Source organism: Kribbella italica (assembly GCF_014205135.1).
In the GTDB taxonomy this organism is placed as follows: Bacteria; Actinomycetota; Actinomycetes; order Propionibacteriales; family Kribbellaceae; genus Kribbella; species Kribbella italica.
In genome coordinates, this window is record NZ_JACHMY010000001.1 from 1,945,274 (window position 1) to 1,962,041 (window position 16,768).

Here is a 16,768-nt window from a genome sequence, read left to right on the forward strand (position 1 = left end):
CGGCTATCCCCGCCGACCCGAGCCGCCTGGTCCACCCGAACCACCCGAACCACGCGAGCCGCCCGGTCCACCCGAACCACCAGAGCCGCCCGGTCCACCCGAGCCACCAGAACCCTCCCAGCCACCCGAAGACTCCGAACCACCAGAACCCTCCGAGCCCGGATCCGCATCGTAGTCCGACTCGGCGAGCATCTGATCCAGGATCGACCGCTGCCGCGCCTTCAAGGCCCGCTTGAACGCCAGCGCGTCCTCCAGTCGCACCCAGTCGACCGATTCGTCGGACCGGAACGCCAGCTGCCCGGAGGCGGCGTACGAGCGCAGTTCGTCCTCGGCCATCCCGATCGCGGCGGCCGCCTCACGGATCGGCAGTTCGTGCCGCAGCGCGGTGACCTGCACGGCGAGCCCTTCGCGCAGGGCGGTCTCGACGAACCGGAGGGCTTCGATCACCTTCGGCGGTACGTCGTAACGGTTGCCCTCGGCATCGATGATGGCCGGTCCGGCGGGCACCAGGTTGCGCTCGGCGGCGGACAGCAGGAACACCTCGGACTGACTCGGCAGGACCTCCATGGCGGAAAGCTTACGTGACCAGGAGTTCCACCCGGCCTACCACTTGTCCGCTTCGAGCTCCTCCTCGTAGGCGTCGATCGCGGCCTCCCGCCGGGACGCCCGGATCCGCCGTTGCAGCTGCAGCACCTGGTCCAGCTGGACCCACTCGTCGGAATCGTCAGGCCCCAACGGCACGCCGCTGGCCGGCAGGGCGGAGCGCACCTGCTCCTCGGACAGTTCCGCCGCCAGCGCGGCCTCCCGCAGCGGCAGCTCGTGCCGCAGCAGCGAGACCTGTACGGCGTACCCCTCGCGCAGTGCGGTCTCCACGTAGTGCAGCGCGTCGAGCGCCTTCGGCGGTACGTCGCGGCGGTGGCCCGCGGTGTCGACGATCGCCGGACCGTCGGGCACCAGGCGGCGCTCATCGCCGGAGATCATGAAGATCTCGGACTGGCTGGGCACATCCATGGCGGGGAGCGTACGGGACGCGGCCGTACGACGACCCGGCCTCGGAAGTCACAAGTCGGTGTCTATCCGCAGGGGTCGAGCACGGTCGGGTGCGAGCCCGGGTGGGTCGTCCACCATGGCCGCCGGGTCGCGTTCTCGGCGATGGTCGCCCGATAGGTGTCGACGAACGCCTGGTGCACGAGATCGACATCGGACTGCGTGGTGTGGTCGGTCCGCCAGCGCAGCGTACGGCGCCAGGTGAGCGGGTGGTCCCGGATCGGCCGGACCACCGTGTTCGGGATCTCGCGGACCGTCGGCGCGCACAGGCTGATCCCGCGGCCGGCGCCGATCAGCTGCTCGATGTCGGGGGTGTCGAGGTTGGAGTAGCGGAACTGCGGCGAGAAGCCGCCGACGGACTCGCAGGTGGTCCGCAGGTAGGCGAGATCGCCGTCCTCCTGGCCCGCCGGCGGGCAGATCCAGATGTCGCCGGCCAGGTCGCTCAGCGCGATCTCGTCGTGGTCCGCGAGCCGGTGCGTCGACGGGAGCGCGACGGCGAACGGCTCCGGGTAGACCATCGTCTGCTCACGGACTCCCGGCGGGCACGGCGGCGCGTGCGCGTCGTCGCAGCGCCCCAGCATGATGACGTCCACGATGTCGGCCGCCAGCAGGTCTGTCAGCAGGGCGCACGACGAGTCCACCTGTGTGACGATCTCCCGCCCGGGCAGCACCTCCTCGAGCCGGGACAGCCACGCGCCGTACATCACTGTGCGCATCGCGCCGAGCCGCAGCGGCCCGGTGCCGTTCGTGTAGCGGCGGCTGCTGCCGACGAGGTCGTCCATGTCGGCCAGCATCGAGCGGGCCCGGCCGAGGACGTGCTTGCCGAGCGGGGTCGCCTCCACGCCGTACGGGCCGCGTTTGAACAGGGGGCCGCCGATGGCTTCCTCGATGCGCTGCAGCTGAGCGGTCAGCGACGGCTGGGAGATGCCCAGCGCCGCGGCGGCCTTCGAGACACTGCCGCTCTCGGACAGGCGGCAGACCACGCGCAGATGCCTCAGCTCGAGCTCCATAGCGGGGAGGTTATGCCCTGCTGGGATATCACAGCCATAACTCACGGGTGCCAATCTCTTTGCACAGAGGACCCCGGGCGTTCACCTGCCCAGTCCGGACCCCCGGGTTCCTCTTCTCCCGCCGCCGGCCGGTCGGTTGCAGCCCCCGGCCGGCCGCGGGGTCCCGCCCCTTTCAGTGAGGCCGCCCAATGAAGAAAAGAAGTGTCCCCGTGAAACGCACAGCCCTGCGCACCGTCGCAGCCGGCTGCGTGCTGAGTCTCGCGGCCGCCGCCACAGCGGTGGTCGCGACCAGGCTCCCCGCAGCCGACGCCCAGGCCGACCCACCGGTCAGTCCGCGCGCCGCTGCCCTGGCGACCGCCGACCGGCTGGTCGAGGGTCGCGCCGCCGAGCTCAAGGCGAGCCCCGGCGACCAGTTCGTCCGCCAGCAGGACATCAGTACGCCGTGGGGTCTGCAGTACGTCGCCTACCAGCGCACGTACTACGACCTCCCGGTGATCGGCGGCGACTTCGTCGTCACGACGGATGCCAAGGGCAACACCCGGGGCATCTCCGTCGCGCAGCAGCAGGCGATCGCCGTGAACCGTCACCCGGTCGTCGGCAAGGCCGCGGCCGAGAAGGCGGCGCTGAAGGCCCTCGACCAGGGCAAGGCCGTCCCCGGTGACCCGACGCTGGTCGTGTACGCCGGTGGCGCGAAGCCGGTGCTGGCCTGGGAGTCGATCGTCCAGGGCCGTGACCACGGCGAGGACAGCCGGCAGAAGGTGTACGTCGACGCCCGCAGCGGCAAGGTCGTGCACGCGATCGAACAGACCGCGTCCGGCACCGGCACCGGCGTGTGGAACGGCGGCAACCTGTCGTTCGGGACCACGCAGAGCGGTTCGCAGTACACGATGGCCGACCCGGGCCGCCCGAACCTGCGCTGCGCCGACTACAGCACCGGCACGGTCTACTCCGGCTCCGACGACGTCTGGGGGAGCACCTCCAAGACCGACAAGGAGGCCGGCTGCGTCGACGTCATGTACGTCGCCGCCGGTGAGTGGAACATGCTGAAGGACTGGTACGGCCGCAACGGCCTCGACGGCCAGGGCCGGTGGGCCGACGCGCTGGTCGGGCTGGGCGACGTCAACGCGTACTGGGGTCACCAGAGCAACCCCGACGGCGTGGTCTTCGGCTACAACAACAACCGCCAGTGGATCACCGGCACCGACGTCGTCGCCCACGAGTACGGGCACGGCCTGGACGCCAAGACGCCGGGCGGCATCTCCGGCCACCCGTCGCAGGAAGCGGTCGCGGACATCTGGGGCACGCTGACCGAGCACTTCCTGAACAACCCGAACGACCCGCCGGACTACGAGGTCGGCGAGGAGATCAACCTGCAGGGCGCCGGGCCGATCCGGTACATGTACGAGCCGGCCAAGATCTCCGGCCACCCGAACTGCTACTCGACCAGCCTGCCGTCGTCGGTGCACGCCGCGGCCGGCCCGATGAACCACTGGTTCTACCTGCTGGCCGAAGGCAGCAACCCTGGCAACGGCAAGCCGAACAGCCCGACCTGCAACAACGGCACGCTGACCGGCATCGGGCACAAAGAAGCGGGCAAGCTGTTCTACAACACGATGCTCGCCAAGACCTCCGGCATGAGCTACCCGAAGTGGCGGGTGGCGACGCTGGCCGCGGCCAAGAACCTGGACTCCAGCTGCGCGCTGCACGCCAAGGTGAAGGCCGCGTGGGATGCCGTTGCCCTGGGCACCCAGTCCGGCGAGGCGACCTGTACGGCGACCGGCAACGACTTCACCATGACAGTCTCTCCGGCCAACGGCTCGGTGAAACCCGGCGAGTCCGCGACCGCGACGATCAACACCGTGATCGGGAGTGGCTCCGCGCAGACCGTGCAGCTGACCGCTTCCGGCCTGCCGAGCGGCGCCACCGCGTCGTTCTCGCCGGCCTCGGTCCAGTCGGGCAACTCGTCCACGCTGACCCTGAGCACGTCGTCCAGTACGCCGGACGGCAGCTACACCGTCACGATCACCGGTGACGGTACGGCGGTCGACCGGACGGCGACGTACCGGTTGACCGTCGGCGGGACCGCCCCGCCTGCCGGCGTACCGGACGTCGACGTGGAGAAGGTCAAGGCGCACCTGGTCGCGCTGCAGCAGACGGCCGACAACAACGGCGGCAACCGCCGCGCGGGCTCGGCCGGCTACACGGCCTCGGTGAACTACATCGAGCAGAAGCTGCGCGCCGCCGGGTTCACGGTCGCCAAGCAGCGGTGCACGAACTGCACCTACCCCTCGGACAACCTGATCGCCGACTTCCCCGGTGGCGACGCGAACCAGGTCGTCATGCTCGGCGCGCACCTGGACAGTGTCAGCGCCGGGGCCGGCAGCAACGACAACGCGTCCGGCTCGGCCGTCATCCTGGAGACCGCGCTGACGCTGGCGGCGAAGAACCCCACGCTGGCCAAGCATGTCCGCTTCGGCTGGTGGACCGACGAGGAGCAGGGCCTGAACGGCTCCGAGTTCTACGTCGGCCAGCTGCCGTCCGCCGAGCGGTCCAAGATCAAGGCGTACCTGAACTTCGACATGGTCGCCTCGACCAACGCCGGGTACTTCGTCAACAACATCACCACGACGACCGGCAAGGTGCTGAAGGAGTTCTACGACGGGCTGAACCTGGCGCCGGAGGAGAACACCGAGGGCGCCGGGCGCTCCGACGACGCGTCGTTCAAGAACGCCGGGATCCCGACCAGCGGCGTGGCCGCCGGGGCGAGTGCGCGCAAGACCACGGCGCAGGCGCAGAAGTGGGGCGGTACGTCGGGCTCGGCGTACGACCCGTGCTACCACGGCTCCTGCGACAAGTACCCGTCGAACATCAGCGCGACCGTGCTCGACCGCAGTGCCGACGCCGCGGCGTACGGGCTGTGGAAGCTCGCGGTGGGGGAGACCCCGCCGGCCGGCAACGACTTCTCGTTGTCGCTCGACCCGGCCTCGCGATCGGTGGCGGCGGGCGGCTCGGCACAGACCACGGTCCGTACGACGACCACGAGCGGCGACGCGCAGACCGTGCAGCTCGCGGCCAGTGGCCTGCCGTCCGGTACGACGGCCTCCTTCTCGCCGTCCTCGGTGACGTCCGGGAGCACCTCGGCCCTGACCCTGGCGACGTCGGCCACAACGCCGGCCGGGACGTACCAGGTGACGGTCAAGGGCACCGGCGCGGTCAGCCACGAGGTGACCTTCAGCCTCACGGTGACCGGTTCGTCGTCGGGCACGGTGACGGTGCAGAACCCGGGCAGCCAGTACGGGTTCGTCGGCTTCCAGGGCTTCCCGTTGCAGATCCGGGCAACGGCCAGCTCCGGGCAGCCGGTCACCTTCCGCGCGACAGGGCTGCCTCCGGGCCTGTCGATCAGTACCAGCGGAGTGATCTCGGGGACACCGACCAGCCGCGGGACTTACTCGGCAACGGTGACGGCGACCGACAGTGGTGGGGCAACCGGCAGGACCACCTTCGGTTACCAGATCTGGTAAGTCGCGGTTGATGGGCTCCGGACCGCACACCAGGCGGCCCGGAGCCCGCACCCCGTGAGACCGCCGGTGAAGACCCGGGCTCCCCGGCATTGAGGCGCAGGGGGATTCCTGGTCTAGGTGCCCAGGACCACCTTGCCGGCGGTCTCACGGTTCTCCAGTGCGCGGTGGGCGTCGGCCGCCTTGGCCAGCGGGAAGCTGGTCACCAGCGGAACCCACTCGCCCTCGCTGGTTCGGCGCAGCGCCTTGGTCTCCAGGTCGCGGAGGCGGCGCATCAGCTTCGGGCCGATCGCCCAGGTCGCGCTGAGCCCGCGCTGCATGAGGTCGGCGGTGGTGAGCTCGACCGGTCCACCGCCGGACCAGCCGAACATCAGGATCCGCCCACCGATCGCCAGAAGCTCGAACGCCTGCTGCCCGACCTCGCCGCCGACGCCGTCGAGCACGACGGTCGGCTTCTCCTCGACCTGGTCCACCCAGTCGGGCTGCCGATAGTCGACAACGATCTGCGCACCCAGCTCCTGCACCTGCCGCGTCTTGTCGGCTCCACCCGCGAGACCGATGACCGTCGCGCCGGCGTTGCGCGCGCTCTGCACGAACAAGCTGCCCAACCCACCGGCCGCTGCCGTCACCAGTACGACGTCATCGGCGGTGATCGCTGCCTGCTCCAGAATCCCCATCGCCGTCCGGCCCGTGCCGATCGTGGCGACCGCCTGCGCGGCGCTGACGTGCTCGGGGAGTTCGTGCACCGACTCCACCCGGGCAACCGCTCTCTCGGCGTACCCACCCGGCACCGGCCCGAGATGCACCACCACACGCTTCCCGACCCACTCCGCGTCGACCTCCGCACCGACGGCCTCGACGCGCCCGGCGACCTCCCGCCCGGGGATCGTCGGCAACGTCGGGGGAGCGACCGGCCCACCGCCCGCCGTACCCTGCCGGAGCGCGGTGTCCAGCAGGTGCACGCCAGCGGCCTCGACCGCGATCAGCACCTCACCGGCCGCCGGCACCGGGTCGGGCACCTCTTCCAAGGTCAGGTTCTCGGCCGGACCGAACTCGTACAAGCGGATCGCCCGCATCTGCGCACTCCCTCTCTGGACACCTGCCGGGAACGCTAGGACCTCAACTTCAGTTGAGGTCAACCCGCACCACTTCCTTACCTTGTGTATTAAAGTGCGGGCAGGGAGGGAACGACGTGGCGAAGATCTTGAAGGGTGCGACGGCCCAGGAGACGCACAGCGCGATCCTGGACCTGATCCGTTCCAGCGGCACCGTGACGCGGGTGGCGCTGGCCGACCGGTCCGGACTGACCGGTGCGTCGATCTCGCGCGTGGTCAAGCAGTTGCTGGCCGAGGGGCTGATCGTCGAGACCGGCCTGGGCGACCCGACGGGCGGCAAACGCGCGACGCTGCTGCAGTTCAACCCGCGCGCCCGGCACGCGGTGGGGATCTCCATCGACACGCTCAGTACGACGTACGTGGTGACGGACATGAACGGCCGCGTGATCGAGCAGCTCGCGTCGAAGGGCATCGGCCGCGACACTCCCGCGACGGTGATCACCCGGCTGGTCGGCGAGCTCGAGGACCTGATCACGCGGACCGGTATCGAGTCGGCGACGCTGGTCGGCGTCGGAGTCGCGCTGGCCGGTCGGCAGGGGAGTGGATCGTCGCTGCTCCGGGCCGATCGCGAGCGCTACGCCTGGGAGCCGTTCGCCGTACAAGGGCAGCTCAGCCAGGCGATCGACCACCCGGTCGTCGTCGAGAACGACTCGACCTGCGCCGCGATCGGCGAGTTCTGGGCCGGCCGCATCCCGTCGGCCAACGACTTCGCAACGCTGTACCTCGCCGCCGGATTCGGCCTTGGCCTGGTCACGAACGGCGACGTCTACCGAGGCTCGTCCTCGAACGTCGGCGAGATCGGCCACATGGTCCTGGACGTCGGCGGCCCCGAGTGCTGGTGCGGAGGCAACGGCTGCCTCGAAGCCCTCGCCGCGCCCGCTCGTGTGGTCGAGCTGGCCCAGGCGGACGGCCCTCTTGCCACGGACCTGGGCCTGCGCGGCAAACGGACGTCCGTCCGCACGGACTTCGCGCGCATCGCCCGCCGCGCCACCGAAGGCGACCCGCGGTGCCTGGAGCTGATCCAGCAGTCGGCCCGCTACCTGGCCAAGGCCCTGCTGTCGATCACCAACCTGCTCGACCTCTCCCAGATCATCCTCGCCGGTCCCGGCTTCAGCGAGGCCGGCGACCTGTACGTGCAGGCCGCGACCGAGGAGATCAACCGCCTCTCCTTCGTCCGCGCGATCCACCCGACCCGCGTGGAGCTCTCCAAGCTGGGCCCGAGCGCGGCGGCCCTGGGTGCGGCGTCGCTGGTCCTGCACAGCCAGCTGACGCCGCACCAGACGTCGAACCGGGCGCTAGCGACCTAGGAAGGTCTTCAGCCACAGCCCGCTGTTCTTGATGGTGCGTTGCTGCGTCGTGTAGTCGATGTGGACCAGCCCGAAGCGCCGCGTGTAGCCCCACGACCACTCGAAGTTGTCCATCAGGGTCCACGCGAAGTAGCCCTTCAGCGGCAGGCCTTCCGCGACGACCTCGGCGGCCGTGGCGAGGTGCTGCTCGAAGTACGCCTGGCGTTCGGGGTCCTCGATCGTGCCGTCAGCGGTGACCTCGTCGGGGTACGCCGCACCGTTCTCGGTGATGTAGAGCGGCAGCTCGGGAGCCAGCGTGTTGATCTGGACGAGGATGTCGCGCAGGCCGTTCGGGTCGATGCCCCAGCCCATCTGGGTCTTGGCGAGACCGGTGTCGACGGCAACGACCTTCTCGCTGCCCGGCTGCGTCGTCGGTCCACCGGGCGCCGCGAACTCGCCGTCGGCCGGTGCCGCGACCGTCGACGGGCAGTAGTAGTTGACCCCGAGGAAGTCCAGCGGCGCGGAGATCAGCCGCAGCTCCGCGTCGTACCGGCCGAACCACTCGGCCGTCCCGGTGTCCTCCAGTACGTCGGCCGGGTACTTCCCGAGCAGCAGCGGATCGAGGAACATCCGGTTCCGCAGCCCGTCGACCCGGCGCTGCGCGTCGCGGTCGGCGTCCGACTCCGACGCGGCGTACACCGGCGCGGGGTTGAGCGCGATCCCGACGGTGTTGTCCGGCGTCTTGATCGCCTGCAAGGCGAGGCCGTGCCCGAGCAGCAGGTGATGCACGGCCTTCAGCGAGTCGGCACCTTCGACCCGCCCCGGCGCGTGCTCGCCGTTGCCGTAGCCGAGGAACGCCGAGCACCACGGCTCGTTCAGCGTGATCCAGTGCGAGATCACATCGGAGAGCGCGTCCTGCGTCAGCGCCGCGTAGTCGCGGAACCGCTCCGCGGTGTCGCGCACCAGCCAGCCGCCGGCGTCCTCGAGCGGCTGGGGGAGATCCCAGTGGTACAGCGTCGCGTACGGCGTGACGCCGTTGGCCAGACACGTCTCAGCGATTCGCCGGTAGAAGTCGAGACCCGCCTGGTTCGCGGCGCCGCTCCCGGTCGGCACCACCCGCGGCCAGGCCACCGAGAACCGGTACGCCTTCAGCCCGAGCCCGGCCAGCAGCCGGATGTCCTCGTCGTACCGGTGATAGTGGTCATCGGCAACGTCTCCGGTCTCGCCGTCCGCGATCTTGCCCGGCGTCGCGGCGAAGGTGTCCCAGATGCTCGGCCCGCGCCCGTCCTCCCGGGTAGCGCCCTCCACCTGGTAGGAGGCAGTCGCCGCACCCCAGACGAAGTCGTCAGGAAAGGTCGTTCTGTTCATGAAGTTCCTTCCAGCCAGTGCGTCGGGTCGGGCATCAGTTCGGTCAGGCGGGCCGTGAGCTCGGCCGGGATTTCTGTCTCCAGAGCGGCGACGAGCTGGTCCACACGTGCGGGCTTGCTGAAGCCGACGACGGTGCCGGTGATCTTCGGGTCGTTGACCGAGTGCTGCAGCGCGGCGGTGGACAGGTCGATCCCGTACTCGCGGCACGCCTTGTCCATCTTGGCCACCGCATCCAGCGTCTCCGCCGGTGCCTCGCGGTAGCCGTACTTGCTGGAACCGCCCTGGGGGTTCGCGAGGATCCCGCCGCCGTAGATCGCGGCGTTGACCACCGCGAGACCCCCGGCCAGCGCTTGATCGATCAGCGCCTGCGCGCTGTGGTCGACCAGGCTCCACCGGTTGTGCACGAGCAGCACCTCGAAACCGCCGAGGTCGAGGTACCGCGACAACTCGCGCACCGACCCACCGGCCAGGCCGACGTGCCCGATCTCGCCGTCGGCCCGGAGGCTCATCAACGTGTCGACCGCGTCCCGCATGCTGTCGAAGTCGTGGAACTCGGGGTCGTGCAGATAGACGAGCGGCAGCTGCTCCAGCCCGAGCCGCTCCTTGCTCTCGGCAACGCTCGCCCGGACCCGGTCGCCCGAGTAGTCGTTGCCGAGAGCATCGACTTTGGTGGCGACCAGGAACCCTTCGGGCAGCCCGCCGTGGGCGGCGAGGGCCTGGCCGATCCGCAACTCGCTCTCGCCGGCGCCGTAGCCGTTGGAGGTGTCGATCCAGGTCAGCGGGCCGTCGAGCACCCGGTCGACGACCGCGACCGCTTCGGCGCGGGTGACGTCGTACCCGAACACCTCGGGCATGCCGGCGATGCCGCTGCCGCCGGCGCAGACGGCCGACACGGTCAGACCGGTGGACCCGAGCGGCCGCAGCCAGCCGTCGGTCGAGGGATCAGTCACGAGCACCAACTTTCGAGAGGGGCGGGTGGGCCGGGGCCCGACCCGGTGGGTGGCGGATGAGCGGCCTCGACCCGCCTGCTCTTTCGAGTACCGGCCACCGATCGAGGGCCGGTACTTGAGATTCATGGACAGGTGACGAGGTCCGCAAACGACAGCCTAACCGGTTAAGTCAGCGCGTGGCGAAGGCGAATCCATCAGGGTCGACATGGACCTGCGTTCCGTCCGGAGTGGTCAGCGCGGGCAGCCCGGTGGGAGCGTCACCCGCCAGTACGGCGTACGAGAAGCCGGCCACGTCGAGCTGCGGTGCGCGGGCAGACTTCTCCCGGTCGTAGGTGAAGACCTCGATCACCGTGTCGCCGCCCTTGAGGTAGCCGATGCTGAACCCGCGCGGGTCGTGCGGCTGCTCGATCGTGCCGATGAACGAGAAGCCGTGGTTGTCCCGGTAGTACGCGTGGGTCGCCTCCCGGTCCTCGACCGTCACCGCGACATGGTCGAACCGCGGCCGCGCCGGTACGCCGAGAGCGCGCTCCCGCGCGACCCCGTCCTCGTCCAGGACGGCGGCGTACTGCAGATCGCCCTGGATCATCTCCAGCAGCGTCCCGTCCGGGTCGAAGAAGAAGCAGATCCGGACCGCGCCCTCGGCGTCCAGCGGGTCGAGCTTGAACTCGACCCCGGCGGCCTTCAGTACGGCGGCCCGCTCGTCCAGGCGGTCGACCTTGAAGCCGACGTGCCGGAACCCCTTCTGCAGGTCGTCGCCGACCCAGGTGGTGTCCGCGCGCCCGCGCTCGACCTTCCGCAGCTCGACGGTCGCCGTGACGGCGTCGAGGAGAGCGCGCTCCGCGGTGGCCACACCGATGACCGGCAGCTCCAGGAACTTGCCGTAGTACTCGACCGAGGCCTGGACGTCGGTGCAGTTGACGACGACGTTCTTGATCGGCATGGATCTCCTTCGTGAGGGTCTAGTTCTTGACGGCGCCGAGCATCATCCCGGCGACGAACTGCCGCTGCATCCGGACGTAGACGAGCACGACCGGAACGACCGACAGGGTGAGACCGGCGGTGAGCGCCGGCCAGTTGGTCGAGTACTGGCCCATCAGCGTGAACAGCACCGGCTGCAGCGGCAGCGCGTCGGTGTCCCGCAGGACCGTGTTCGCGATCAGGAACTCGTTCCAGGTCTGCAGGAACTGGAAGATCACCACGGTCGCGATCCCGGGCCGGGTCAGCGGCAGGATCACCCGCCAGAAGATCACCAGCTCCGAGCCGCCGTCGACCCGCGCGGCCTCGATCAGCTCGTCCGGCAGGGTCTGGAAGAACGCCCGCATCAGGAACATCGCGAACGGCGCCGAGCCGGAGATGTAGAGGATCAGCAACCCGGTCTGGGTGTCCAGCAGTCCGAGCGTCTTGAGCTGCAGGTAGAGCGGGATGATCAGCGCCGTCGACGGCATCATCAGTGTGGTCAGGAGCAGTACGAAGAGCGTGTTGCGGAACGGGAAGTCGAGCTTGGCGAACGCGTACCCGCTGAGCGTCGCGAAGACCAGTACGCCGATCACCGTGACGGACGTGATCCAGACGCTGTTCCAGAAGTGCAGCGGGAACTCGATCTTGGTCCACGCGGTCGAGTAGCCGGCGAAGGTCAGCTTGTCCGGGATGACCGGTCCGCCGAAGATCGTGCTCGGCTCGCGCAGCGACGTCAGCAGCATCCAGACGAACGGGAACGCCATCAGCACGCAGAACGGCGCCAGCACGAACGCCGCGAAACTCTTGCCCAGCGGGAAGCGGAACGGTTTGGTGTGTTCCACGGCGGGTGCGCTCACCGGTCGGCCCTCCTGGTCAGCCACAGCTGGGCGATCACCGCGATCGTGCACAGGATCATCGTCACGACGCTGAACGCGCTCGCGTACCCGAGCTGCGGGATCGACCCGGACGTCGAGCCGAAGGCCAGCGAGTACAGGTACGTGCCGAGGACCTCGCTGCCGTGGTTCGGGCCGCCGCCGGTCATCACGTAGATGATGTCGAAGGCCTTGAACCCGTTCAGCAGCCCGAGGCTGATCACCAGACCGGTGACCACGCGCAGGCTCGGCACGGTGATGTTCCAGAACTGCTGGACCGTGTTCGCGCCGTCGACCGCCGCGGCCTCGTACAGGCTGGGATCGATTCCCTGGAGGCCGGCGAAGAAGATCAGCATGGTGAAGCCGAGACCGCCCCAGACCGTCACGACGATGATGGCCGGCAGCACGGTCCGGCTGTCGGCCAGCCACGGGTGCTGGAGCGAGTCGAGACCGATGGCCCCGAGCACCTGGTTGAGCGTGCCGATGTTCGGGTCGTAGATCAGCTTCCAGAGCACCCCGGACACCACGAACGAGACGATGCCCGGGATGAACAGGATGGTCCGGACCAGCACCCCGACGTGCTTCCACACGACGTTCACCAGAACCGCCGTGAGCAGACCGAGGAAGGTCAGGAGCACCGTCGTCACCGCGGTCAGCGCGAGCGTCACGATCATCGCGCGCCGCGCCACCGGGTCGCCGAGCATCCGGCTGTAGTTGTCGAGCCCGATGAACCGCGGCGACCCGAACCCGCCCCAGCGCGTGAGGCTCAGGTACGTCGTACGGAGGATCGGCCACAGCACGAAGCCGAGGAACAGCGCGAACGTCGGCAGCACGAACAGGTAGCCCGCGATCCGCTGGGACCTGCGCAGCGGTGAACCGAGGCGGTGGGCCTTTTGCTGCGGACGTGGTGCCGCTGACGGCCGGACTGTTGTTGCGGTCGCCACCCGATCAGCCGCCCTTGGCGTTCTGCACCGCCTGCTGCATCTCCTTGGCGACCGCGGCGGGCTCGCCGGTCCCGTCGAAGATCTTGGACAGCGGATCCCCGGCGGCCACCGAGCCCGGCCCGAACGGGATGTGCGGGCAGCCGTCGCCGTCGGTCAGCCACGACGTCATCTGCTTCATGATCGGCAGCTCGATCCGGGCCGCGGCGCTCTTGGTCGCGGGCATCGAGTTCGAGTCGTTCATGGTGGGGGAGTACTGGTCGGCCGAGTACAGGAAGCGCAGGAACTCCAGCGCGGCGTCCTTGTTCTTGCTGGTCTCCGACACCGCCCAGCCGGCGCCGGCCTGGTTCGCGCACCAGTGCCGCTTGCCGGGCGCGATCGCCGGGGTCTTCATCACCTTGTACTTCTTCGCGAACGCCGGGGGAGCGTCCTTCGACAGCCCCTGCGGCGACCACGAGCCGTTGAACAGCATCGCCGACTTCTCGGTGTAGAAGATCTGCGGGACCTGGTCGCCGCTGGTGCCCGTCGTACCGGGCTGGAAGACGTTGCCCTTGACGATCTTCTGGTTCAGCTCGAGGGCCTGGATCACCTTCGGGTCCTCGTAGGTGAGGCCGTCCTGGAGCTGGTCGAGCTTGAGGTAGAACGTCGGGTCGTCGGCGACCTGGGTGAGCAGCGGCAGGAAGAAGTCCAGCGAGCTGGTCGTCGGGTTGCAGCTGAGCGCGACCGGGTGCTTGCCGATGGCCCGGATCTTGGCCGCGGCCGCGATCAGGTCGTCCCAGGTCTCGATCTCGTCCTCGCCGACACCGGCCTTCTTCAGCATCTCCGGGTTGTAGAACAGACCGAAGGTCTGCGCCATCCAGCCCACGGCGTACTGCTTGCCGTCGAGGGTGTACTCCTGGTTGGCGGAGTCGAAGAAGTCCTTCAGGAAGTCGTCGCCTAGATCCTTCTTCAGGTCGGCCGAGACGCCGCCGGTGCCGTAGGTCAGCGCGCGGGTGTGCGGCGCGAAGATCTCCGGGACGTCGCCGCCGGCGACCGCGGCCTGCAGGGCCGGCAGGTACTGGTCGGGGGTGCCGAAGATCCGGTTCTCGATGGTGATGTTGCTGTGTGCGGCCTGGAACTTCTCGATCAGCTTCGGGAACTGGTCCTCCTGGTCGCTGTACCAGGACCAGACCCGGACGACGGCCTTGCCGCCACTGCTGCTCGACCCGCCGTCGTCGCTGCAGGCGGCCAGCGAGGACCCGAGCCCGAGCGCGGCGGCGCCGCCGAGCGCGCCCTTGAGCAGGGTGCGTCGTCGGAACGGTGTGGATGGGAGTTGCCGATCACCCTGCATGCTGACTCCTCGGTCGTTCAGCGCGGCTGCGGTCCCCGTTGACAACTTCCTAACTAAAAGTAAGAAAGCGGTCAAGACTTCACAACACCTGACTACCTCTGAGTCCGGGCCGGGCTGCTCGGCGGTGGTGGGTGTGGTGGGTGGATGTGCGCAGGTGGGCGGTGCGTGGACTTGGCGCGGGGGAGGTGGTTTGAGGCGTGGTGGTGTCGAGGGCCGGTACTTGCTGGGCGGGCCGGGGACGGTTGGACGGGGTGATTGGCGGGGGCGGATGGGGGCGTTCCGGAATCCGGATGGGCGGGGTTCGGATGGGTGTGCCGGGGGTCCGAAGGGGTGAGGGCGGATAGGGCGTTCGGGGGGCCGGAGGGGCGGGATCGTAGGGTGGTTCGTATGCCGATCCGGTTGGTTGAGCGGCGGCCGGAGGTGAGTCCGGACCGGCTGCTGTCCGAGTGCGTGCCGCCGCCTCGGTTCGCGCCTGTGCGGTTCGGGACGTACGAACCGGCGGCGGGAGAGCCGAGTCAGGCCGAGGCGCTCGGCGTGCTGGTCGAGCGGGGGAAGGTGCTCGCCGAGCCGCGGCGGGAGAGGTCCTGGTGGCAGCGGAAGGCGCCGGCGGAGACGCTCAAGCCGGGGATCTACCTGGACGGCGGGTTCGGGGTCGGCAAGACCCATTTGCTCGCCTCGCTGTGGCACGTGTCGGCCGGGCCGAAGATGTACTGCACGTTCGTCGAGCTGACCAACCTCGTCGGCGCGCTCGGGATGCGGAACGCGGTCGAGGCGCTGTCGGCGTACCGGCTGATCTGCATCGACGAGTTCGAACTCGACGATCCCGGCGACACCGTCCTGATCTCACGCCTCCTGCGCCAGCTCGTCGACGCCGGCGTCCAGCTCGCCGCGACCTCCAACACGCTGCCCGACAAGCTCGGCGAGGGCCGGTTCCAGGCCACCGACTTCCTCCGCGAGATCCAGGCCCTGTCCGGCCACTTCGACGTACGCCGGATCGACGGCCCCGACTACCGCCACCGCGGCCTCCCCGTCGCCCCCGCGCCGTGGACCGACGCCGCCGTCGAACAGGCGGCGACCGACCGGCCGGACGCGTCCTGCGACCACTTCGTCGACCTCTACCACCACCTCGGCGAGCTCCACCCCAGCAAGTACGGCGCCTTCCTGGACGGCGTGCAGACGGTCGGCATCACTGACGTGCGCGAGCTCACCGACGAGAACATCGCCCTACGCCTGGTCGTGCTCGCCGACCGCATGTACGACCGCGACCTCCCCCTGATCCACAGCGGCCTGCCGCTGGACCGCCTCTTCCCGGCGCCGATGCTCAAGGGCGGCTACCGCAAGAAGTACCTCCGCGCGCTGTCCCGCCTGATCGCCCTGGCCCACGCGGGAATGGACTGACCATTCCACCGGGACGCAAGGCTGCGTCCGGAGAACCCCTGGGTGGCTAGCCTCCGACCCATCGCGGTGCTGAGGGGGGTCCCAGTGCCATTCGTGAATGACACCTAGGAGCAGATCGCATGATTCGTCGTACTCTGACGGCCGCTGTCGCGGTCGTCGGCCTGGCGGCCCTCGCGCCGCTGTCGGCTTCGGCCGCCCGCCCCGGCCCGGTGATGCCGCCGAGCCTGAAAGGCCCGGCCTCGAAGGCCGAGGCCGCCGGTCCCTGCACCCTGTCGCTGCCCACCCGCGTCGCCATCGGCAAGCCGGTGATCACGCTGAACGGCAAGCGCATCGGCGGCTGCAACGTCCGGGACAACACGTCGGGCTGGCTCCTCGACCACCCGAGCATCGGTGACGTGAACGGGATCCTGTTCGACGCGACCGATCCGCTCGGCAAGGGCCAGTGGAGCGTCCCGGACAACCACCCGATCGGCAACCAGACCTGGTACGGCATCGGCAGCATCAACGGCGACGGCACCGAGTTCACCCAGAACAACCTCCCGGTCACGGTGAAGCTCGCCGCGGGCGCCTGGATCTCGTCGTCGCGCACGGCCGACGTCGTGACGCTGAAGGGCACGTCGCTGCTGTACTCGGTCACCACGAACAGCTACTTCAAGCGTTCGGCGGCCGGCGTGTTCCAGTTCCGCGAGAAGGGCTCCACGGTGTGGCAGACCTTGAAGGGCGGCCTGTGGACGAACTCGAAGGGTGAGGTCAGCCTCTCGTACCGGTACAGCAAGGTGCGCGACTACCGCTTCGCGCTGTACTCGACCCCGATCAGCTGGGACCTCGGCAGCGCCGTCACCACCCGCTGAGAATTGCAACTTGCTGCAACTGGTGAGTGAGCCAGCTCTCACTCGCCGTCGAACCTGATCAGCTGCGACCCTGTCGCGGACTACGCTCCGCCCATCTCATGGTGCTGAGGGGGGTCCCAGTGCTG

General features: G+C 69.3%; 14 protein-coding genes. 4 read left to right on the top strand and 10 right to left on the bottom strand.

The annotated features are described in order from the left end of the window. Positions 1 to 3: 3 nt before the first annotated feature. The 3 genes from HDA39_RS09105 to HDA39_RS09115 form a co-directional block, all read right to left on the bottom strand. Positions 4 to 567, bottom strand: coding sequence for a hypothetical protein (locus HDA39_RS09105; RefSeq protein WP_184794788.1), 564 nt, complete (start codon positions 565 to 567; stop codon positions 4 to 6). A 36-nt stretch (positions 568 to 603) separates the two neighbouring features. Continuing rightward, positions 604 to 1,011, bottom strand: coding sequence for a hypothetical protein (locus HDA39_RS09110; protein ID WP_184794789.1), 408 nt, complete (start codon positions 1,009 to 1,011; stop codon positions 604 to 606). A gap of 62 nt (positions 1,012 to 1,073) precedes the next feature. Next, entirely contained in the window at positions 1,074 to 2,057 is a 984-nt protein-coding gene (locus tag HDA39_RS09115; RefSeq protein ID WP_238356011.1) for a LysR family transcriptional regulator, read from the bottom strand. Between the two features lie 209 nt (positions 2,058 to 2,266). Between HDA39_RS09115 and HDA39_RS09120 the strand changes: the two genes are divergently transcribed. Continuing rightward, on the top strand, positions 2,267 to 5,578 hold the full coding sequence (locus HDA39_RS09120) for a M28 family peptidase (protein ID WP_184794790.1): 3,312 nt from the start codon (positions 2,267 to 2,269) through the stop codon (positions 5,576 to 5,578). A 113-nt stretch (positions 5,579 to 5,691) separates the two neighbouring features. Here the strand turns inward: HDA39_RS09120 and HDA39_RS09125 are convergent, their stop codons facing one another. Then, positions 5,692 to 6,651, bottom strand: coding sequence for a zinc-binding dehydrogenase (locus tag HDA39_RS09125; RefSeq protein ID WP_184794791.1), 960 nt, complete (start codon positions 6,649 to 6,651; stop codon positions 5,692 to 5,694). 116 nt (positions 6,652 to 6,767) lie between these two features. On the opposite strand from HDA39_RS09125, the gene HDA39_RS09130 reads away from it, so the two are divergent. Beyond that, the gene (locus tag HDA39_RS09130) at positions 6,768 to 7,997 is read left to right on the top strand and encodes an ROK family protein (RefSeq protein WP_184794792.1); all 1,230 of its coding nucleotides are present in this window, start codon (positions 6,768 to 6,770) and stop codon (positions 7,995 to 7,997) included. On the opposite strand, the gene HDA39_RS09135 is transcribed toward HDA39_RS09130, so the two are convergent. The 6 genes from HDA39_RS09135 to HDA39_RS09160 all read right to left on the bottom strand — a co-directional run bounded on the left by HDA39_RS09135 (position 7,986) and on the right by HDA39_RS09160 (position 14,394). Continuing rightward, on the bottom strand, positions 7,986 to 9,344 hold the full coding sequence (locus tag HDA39_RS09135) for a GH1 family beta-glucosidase (protein ID WP_184794793.1): 1,359 nt from the start codon (positions 9,342 to 9,344) through the stop codon (positions 7,986 to 7,988). The genes HDA39_RS09130 and HDA39_RS09135 overlap by 12 nt on opposite strands. Beyond that, the gene (locus HDA39_RS09140) at positions 9,341 to 10,294 is read right to left on the bottom strand and encodes an aldo/keto reductase (protein ID WP_184794794.1); all 954 of its coding nucleotides are present in this window, start codon (positions 10,292 to 10,294) and stop codon (positions 9,341 to 9,343) included. The genes HDA39_RS09135 and HDA39_RS09140 overlap by 4 nt, the downstream gene beginning before the upstream one ends. Positions 10,295 to 10,463: 169 nt before the next feature. Then, the gene (locus HDA39_RS09145; RefSeq protein ID WP_184794795.1) at positions 10,464 to 11,234 is read right to left on the bottom strand and encodes a VOC family protein; all 771 of its coding nucleotides are present in this window, start codon (positions 11,232 to 11,234) and stop codon (positions 10,464 to 10,466) included. 19 nt (positions 11,235 to 11,253) lie between these two features. Further along, the gene (locus HDA39_RS09150; protein ID WP_184794796.1) at positions 11,254 to 12,108 is read right to left on the bottom strand and encodes an ABC transporter permease subunit; all 855 of its coding nucleotides are present in this window, start codon (positions 12,106 to 12,108) and stop codon (positions 11,254 to 11,256) included. Continuing rightward, on the bottom strand, positions 12,105 to 13,067 hold the full coding sequence (locus HDA39_RS09155; RefSeq protein WP_184794797.1) for an ABC transporter permease subunit: 963 nt from the start codon (positions 13,065 to 13,067) through the stop codon (positions 12,105 to 12,107). The genes HDA39_RS09150 and HDA39_RS09155 overlap by 4 nt, the downstream gene beginning before the upstream one ends. A gap of 4 nt (positions 13,068 to 13,071) precedes the next feature. Beyond that, positions 13,072 to 14,394, bottom strand: coding sequence for an ABC transporter substrate-binding protein (locus tag HDA39_RS09160; protein WP_184794798.1), 1,323 nt, complete (start codon positions 14,392 to 14,394; stop codon positions 13,072 to 13,074). A 387-nt stretch (positions 14,395 to 14,781) separates the two neighbouring features. On the opposite strand from HDA39_RS09160, the gene zapE reads away from it, so the two are divergent. Then, complete coding sequence (zapE, locus tag HDA39_RS09165; protein WP_184794799.1) at positions 14,782 to 15,792, top strand: cell division protein ZapE; 1,011 nt, start codon at positions 14,782 to 14,784, stop codon at positions 15,790 to 15,792. A 119-nt stretch (positions 15,793 to 15,911) separates the two neighbouring features. Then, positions 15,912 to 16,643: a hypothetical protein gene (locus HDA39_RS09170; RefSeq protein WP_184794800.1), complete on the top strand. Its 732-nt coding sequence runs from the start codon at positions 15,912 to 15,914 to the stop codon at positions 16,641 to 16,643. Positions 16,644 to 16,768: the final 125 nt, after the last annotated feature.

Excerpts from the sequence above, each read along its gene's own strand:
- HDA39_RS09105 (WP_184794788.1), bottom strand. The coding sequence starts at position 567 with ATGGAGGTCCTGCCGAGTCAGTCCGAGGTGTTCCTGCTGTCCGCCGCC.
- HDA39_RS09110 (WP_184794789.1), bottom strand. The coding sequence starts at position 1,011 with ATGGATGTGCCCAGCCAGTCCGAGATCTTCATGATCTCCGGCGATGAG.
- HDA39_RS09115 (WP_238356011.1), bottom strand. The coding sequence starts at position 2,057 with ATGGAGCTCGAGCTGAGGCATCTGCGCGTGGTCTGCCGCCTGTCCGAG.
- HDA39_RS09125 (WP_184794791.1), bottom strand. The coding sequence starts at position 6,651 with ATGCGGGCGATCCGCTTGTACGAGTTCGGTCCGGCCGAGAACCTGACC.
- HDA39_RS09135 (WP_184794793.1), bottom strand. The coding sequence starts at position 9,344 with ATGAACAGAACGACCTTTCCTGACGACTTCGTCTGGGGTGCGGCGACT.
- HDA39_RS09145 (WP_184794795.1), bottom strand. The coding sequence starts at position 11,234 with ATGCCGATCAAGAACGTCGTCGTCAACTGCACCGACGTCCAGGCCTCG.
- HDA39_RS09160 (WP_184794798.1), bottom strand. The coding sequence starts at position 14,394 with ATGCAGGGTGATCGGCAACTCCCATCCACACCGTTCCGACGACGCACC.
- zapE (WP_184794799.1), top strand. The coding sequence starts at position 14,782 with ATGCCGATCCGGTTGGTTGAGCGGCGGCCGGAGGTGAGTCCGGACCGG.
- HDA39_RS09170 (WP_184794800.1), top strand. The coding sequence starts at position 15,912 with ATGATTCGTCGTACTCTGACGGCCGCTGTCGCGGTCGTCGGCCTGGCG.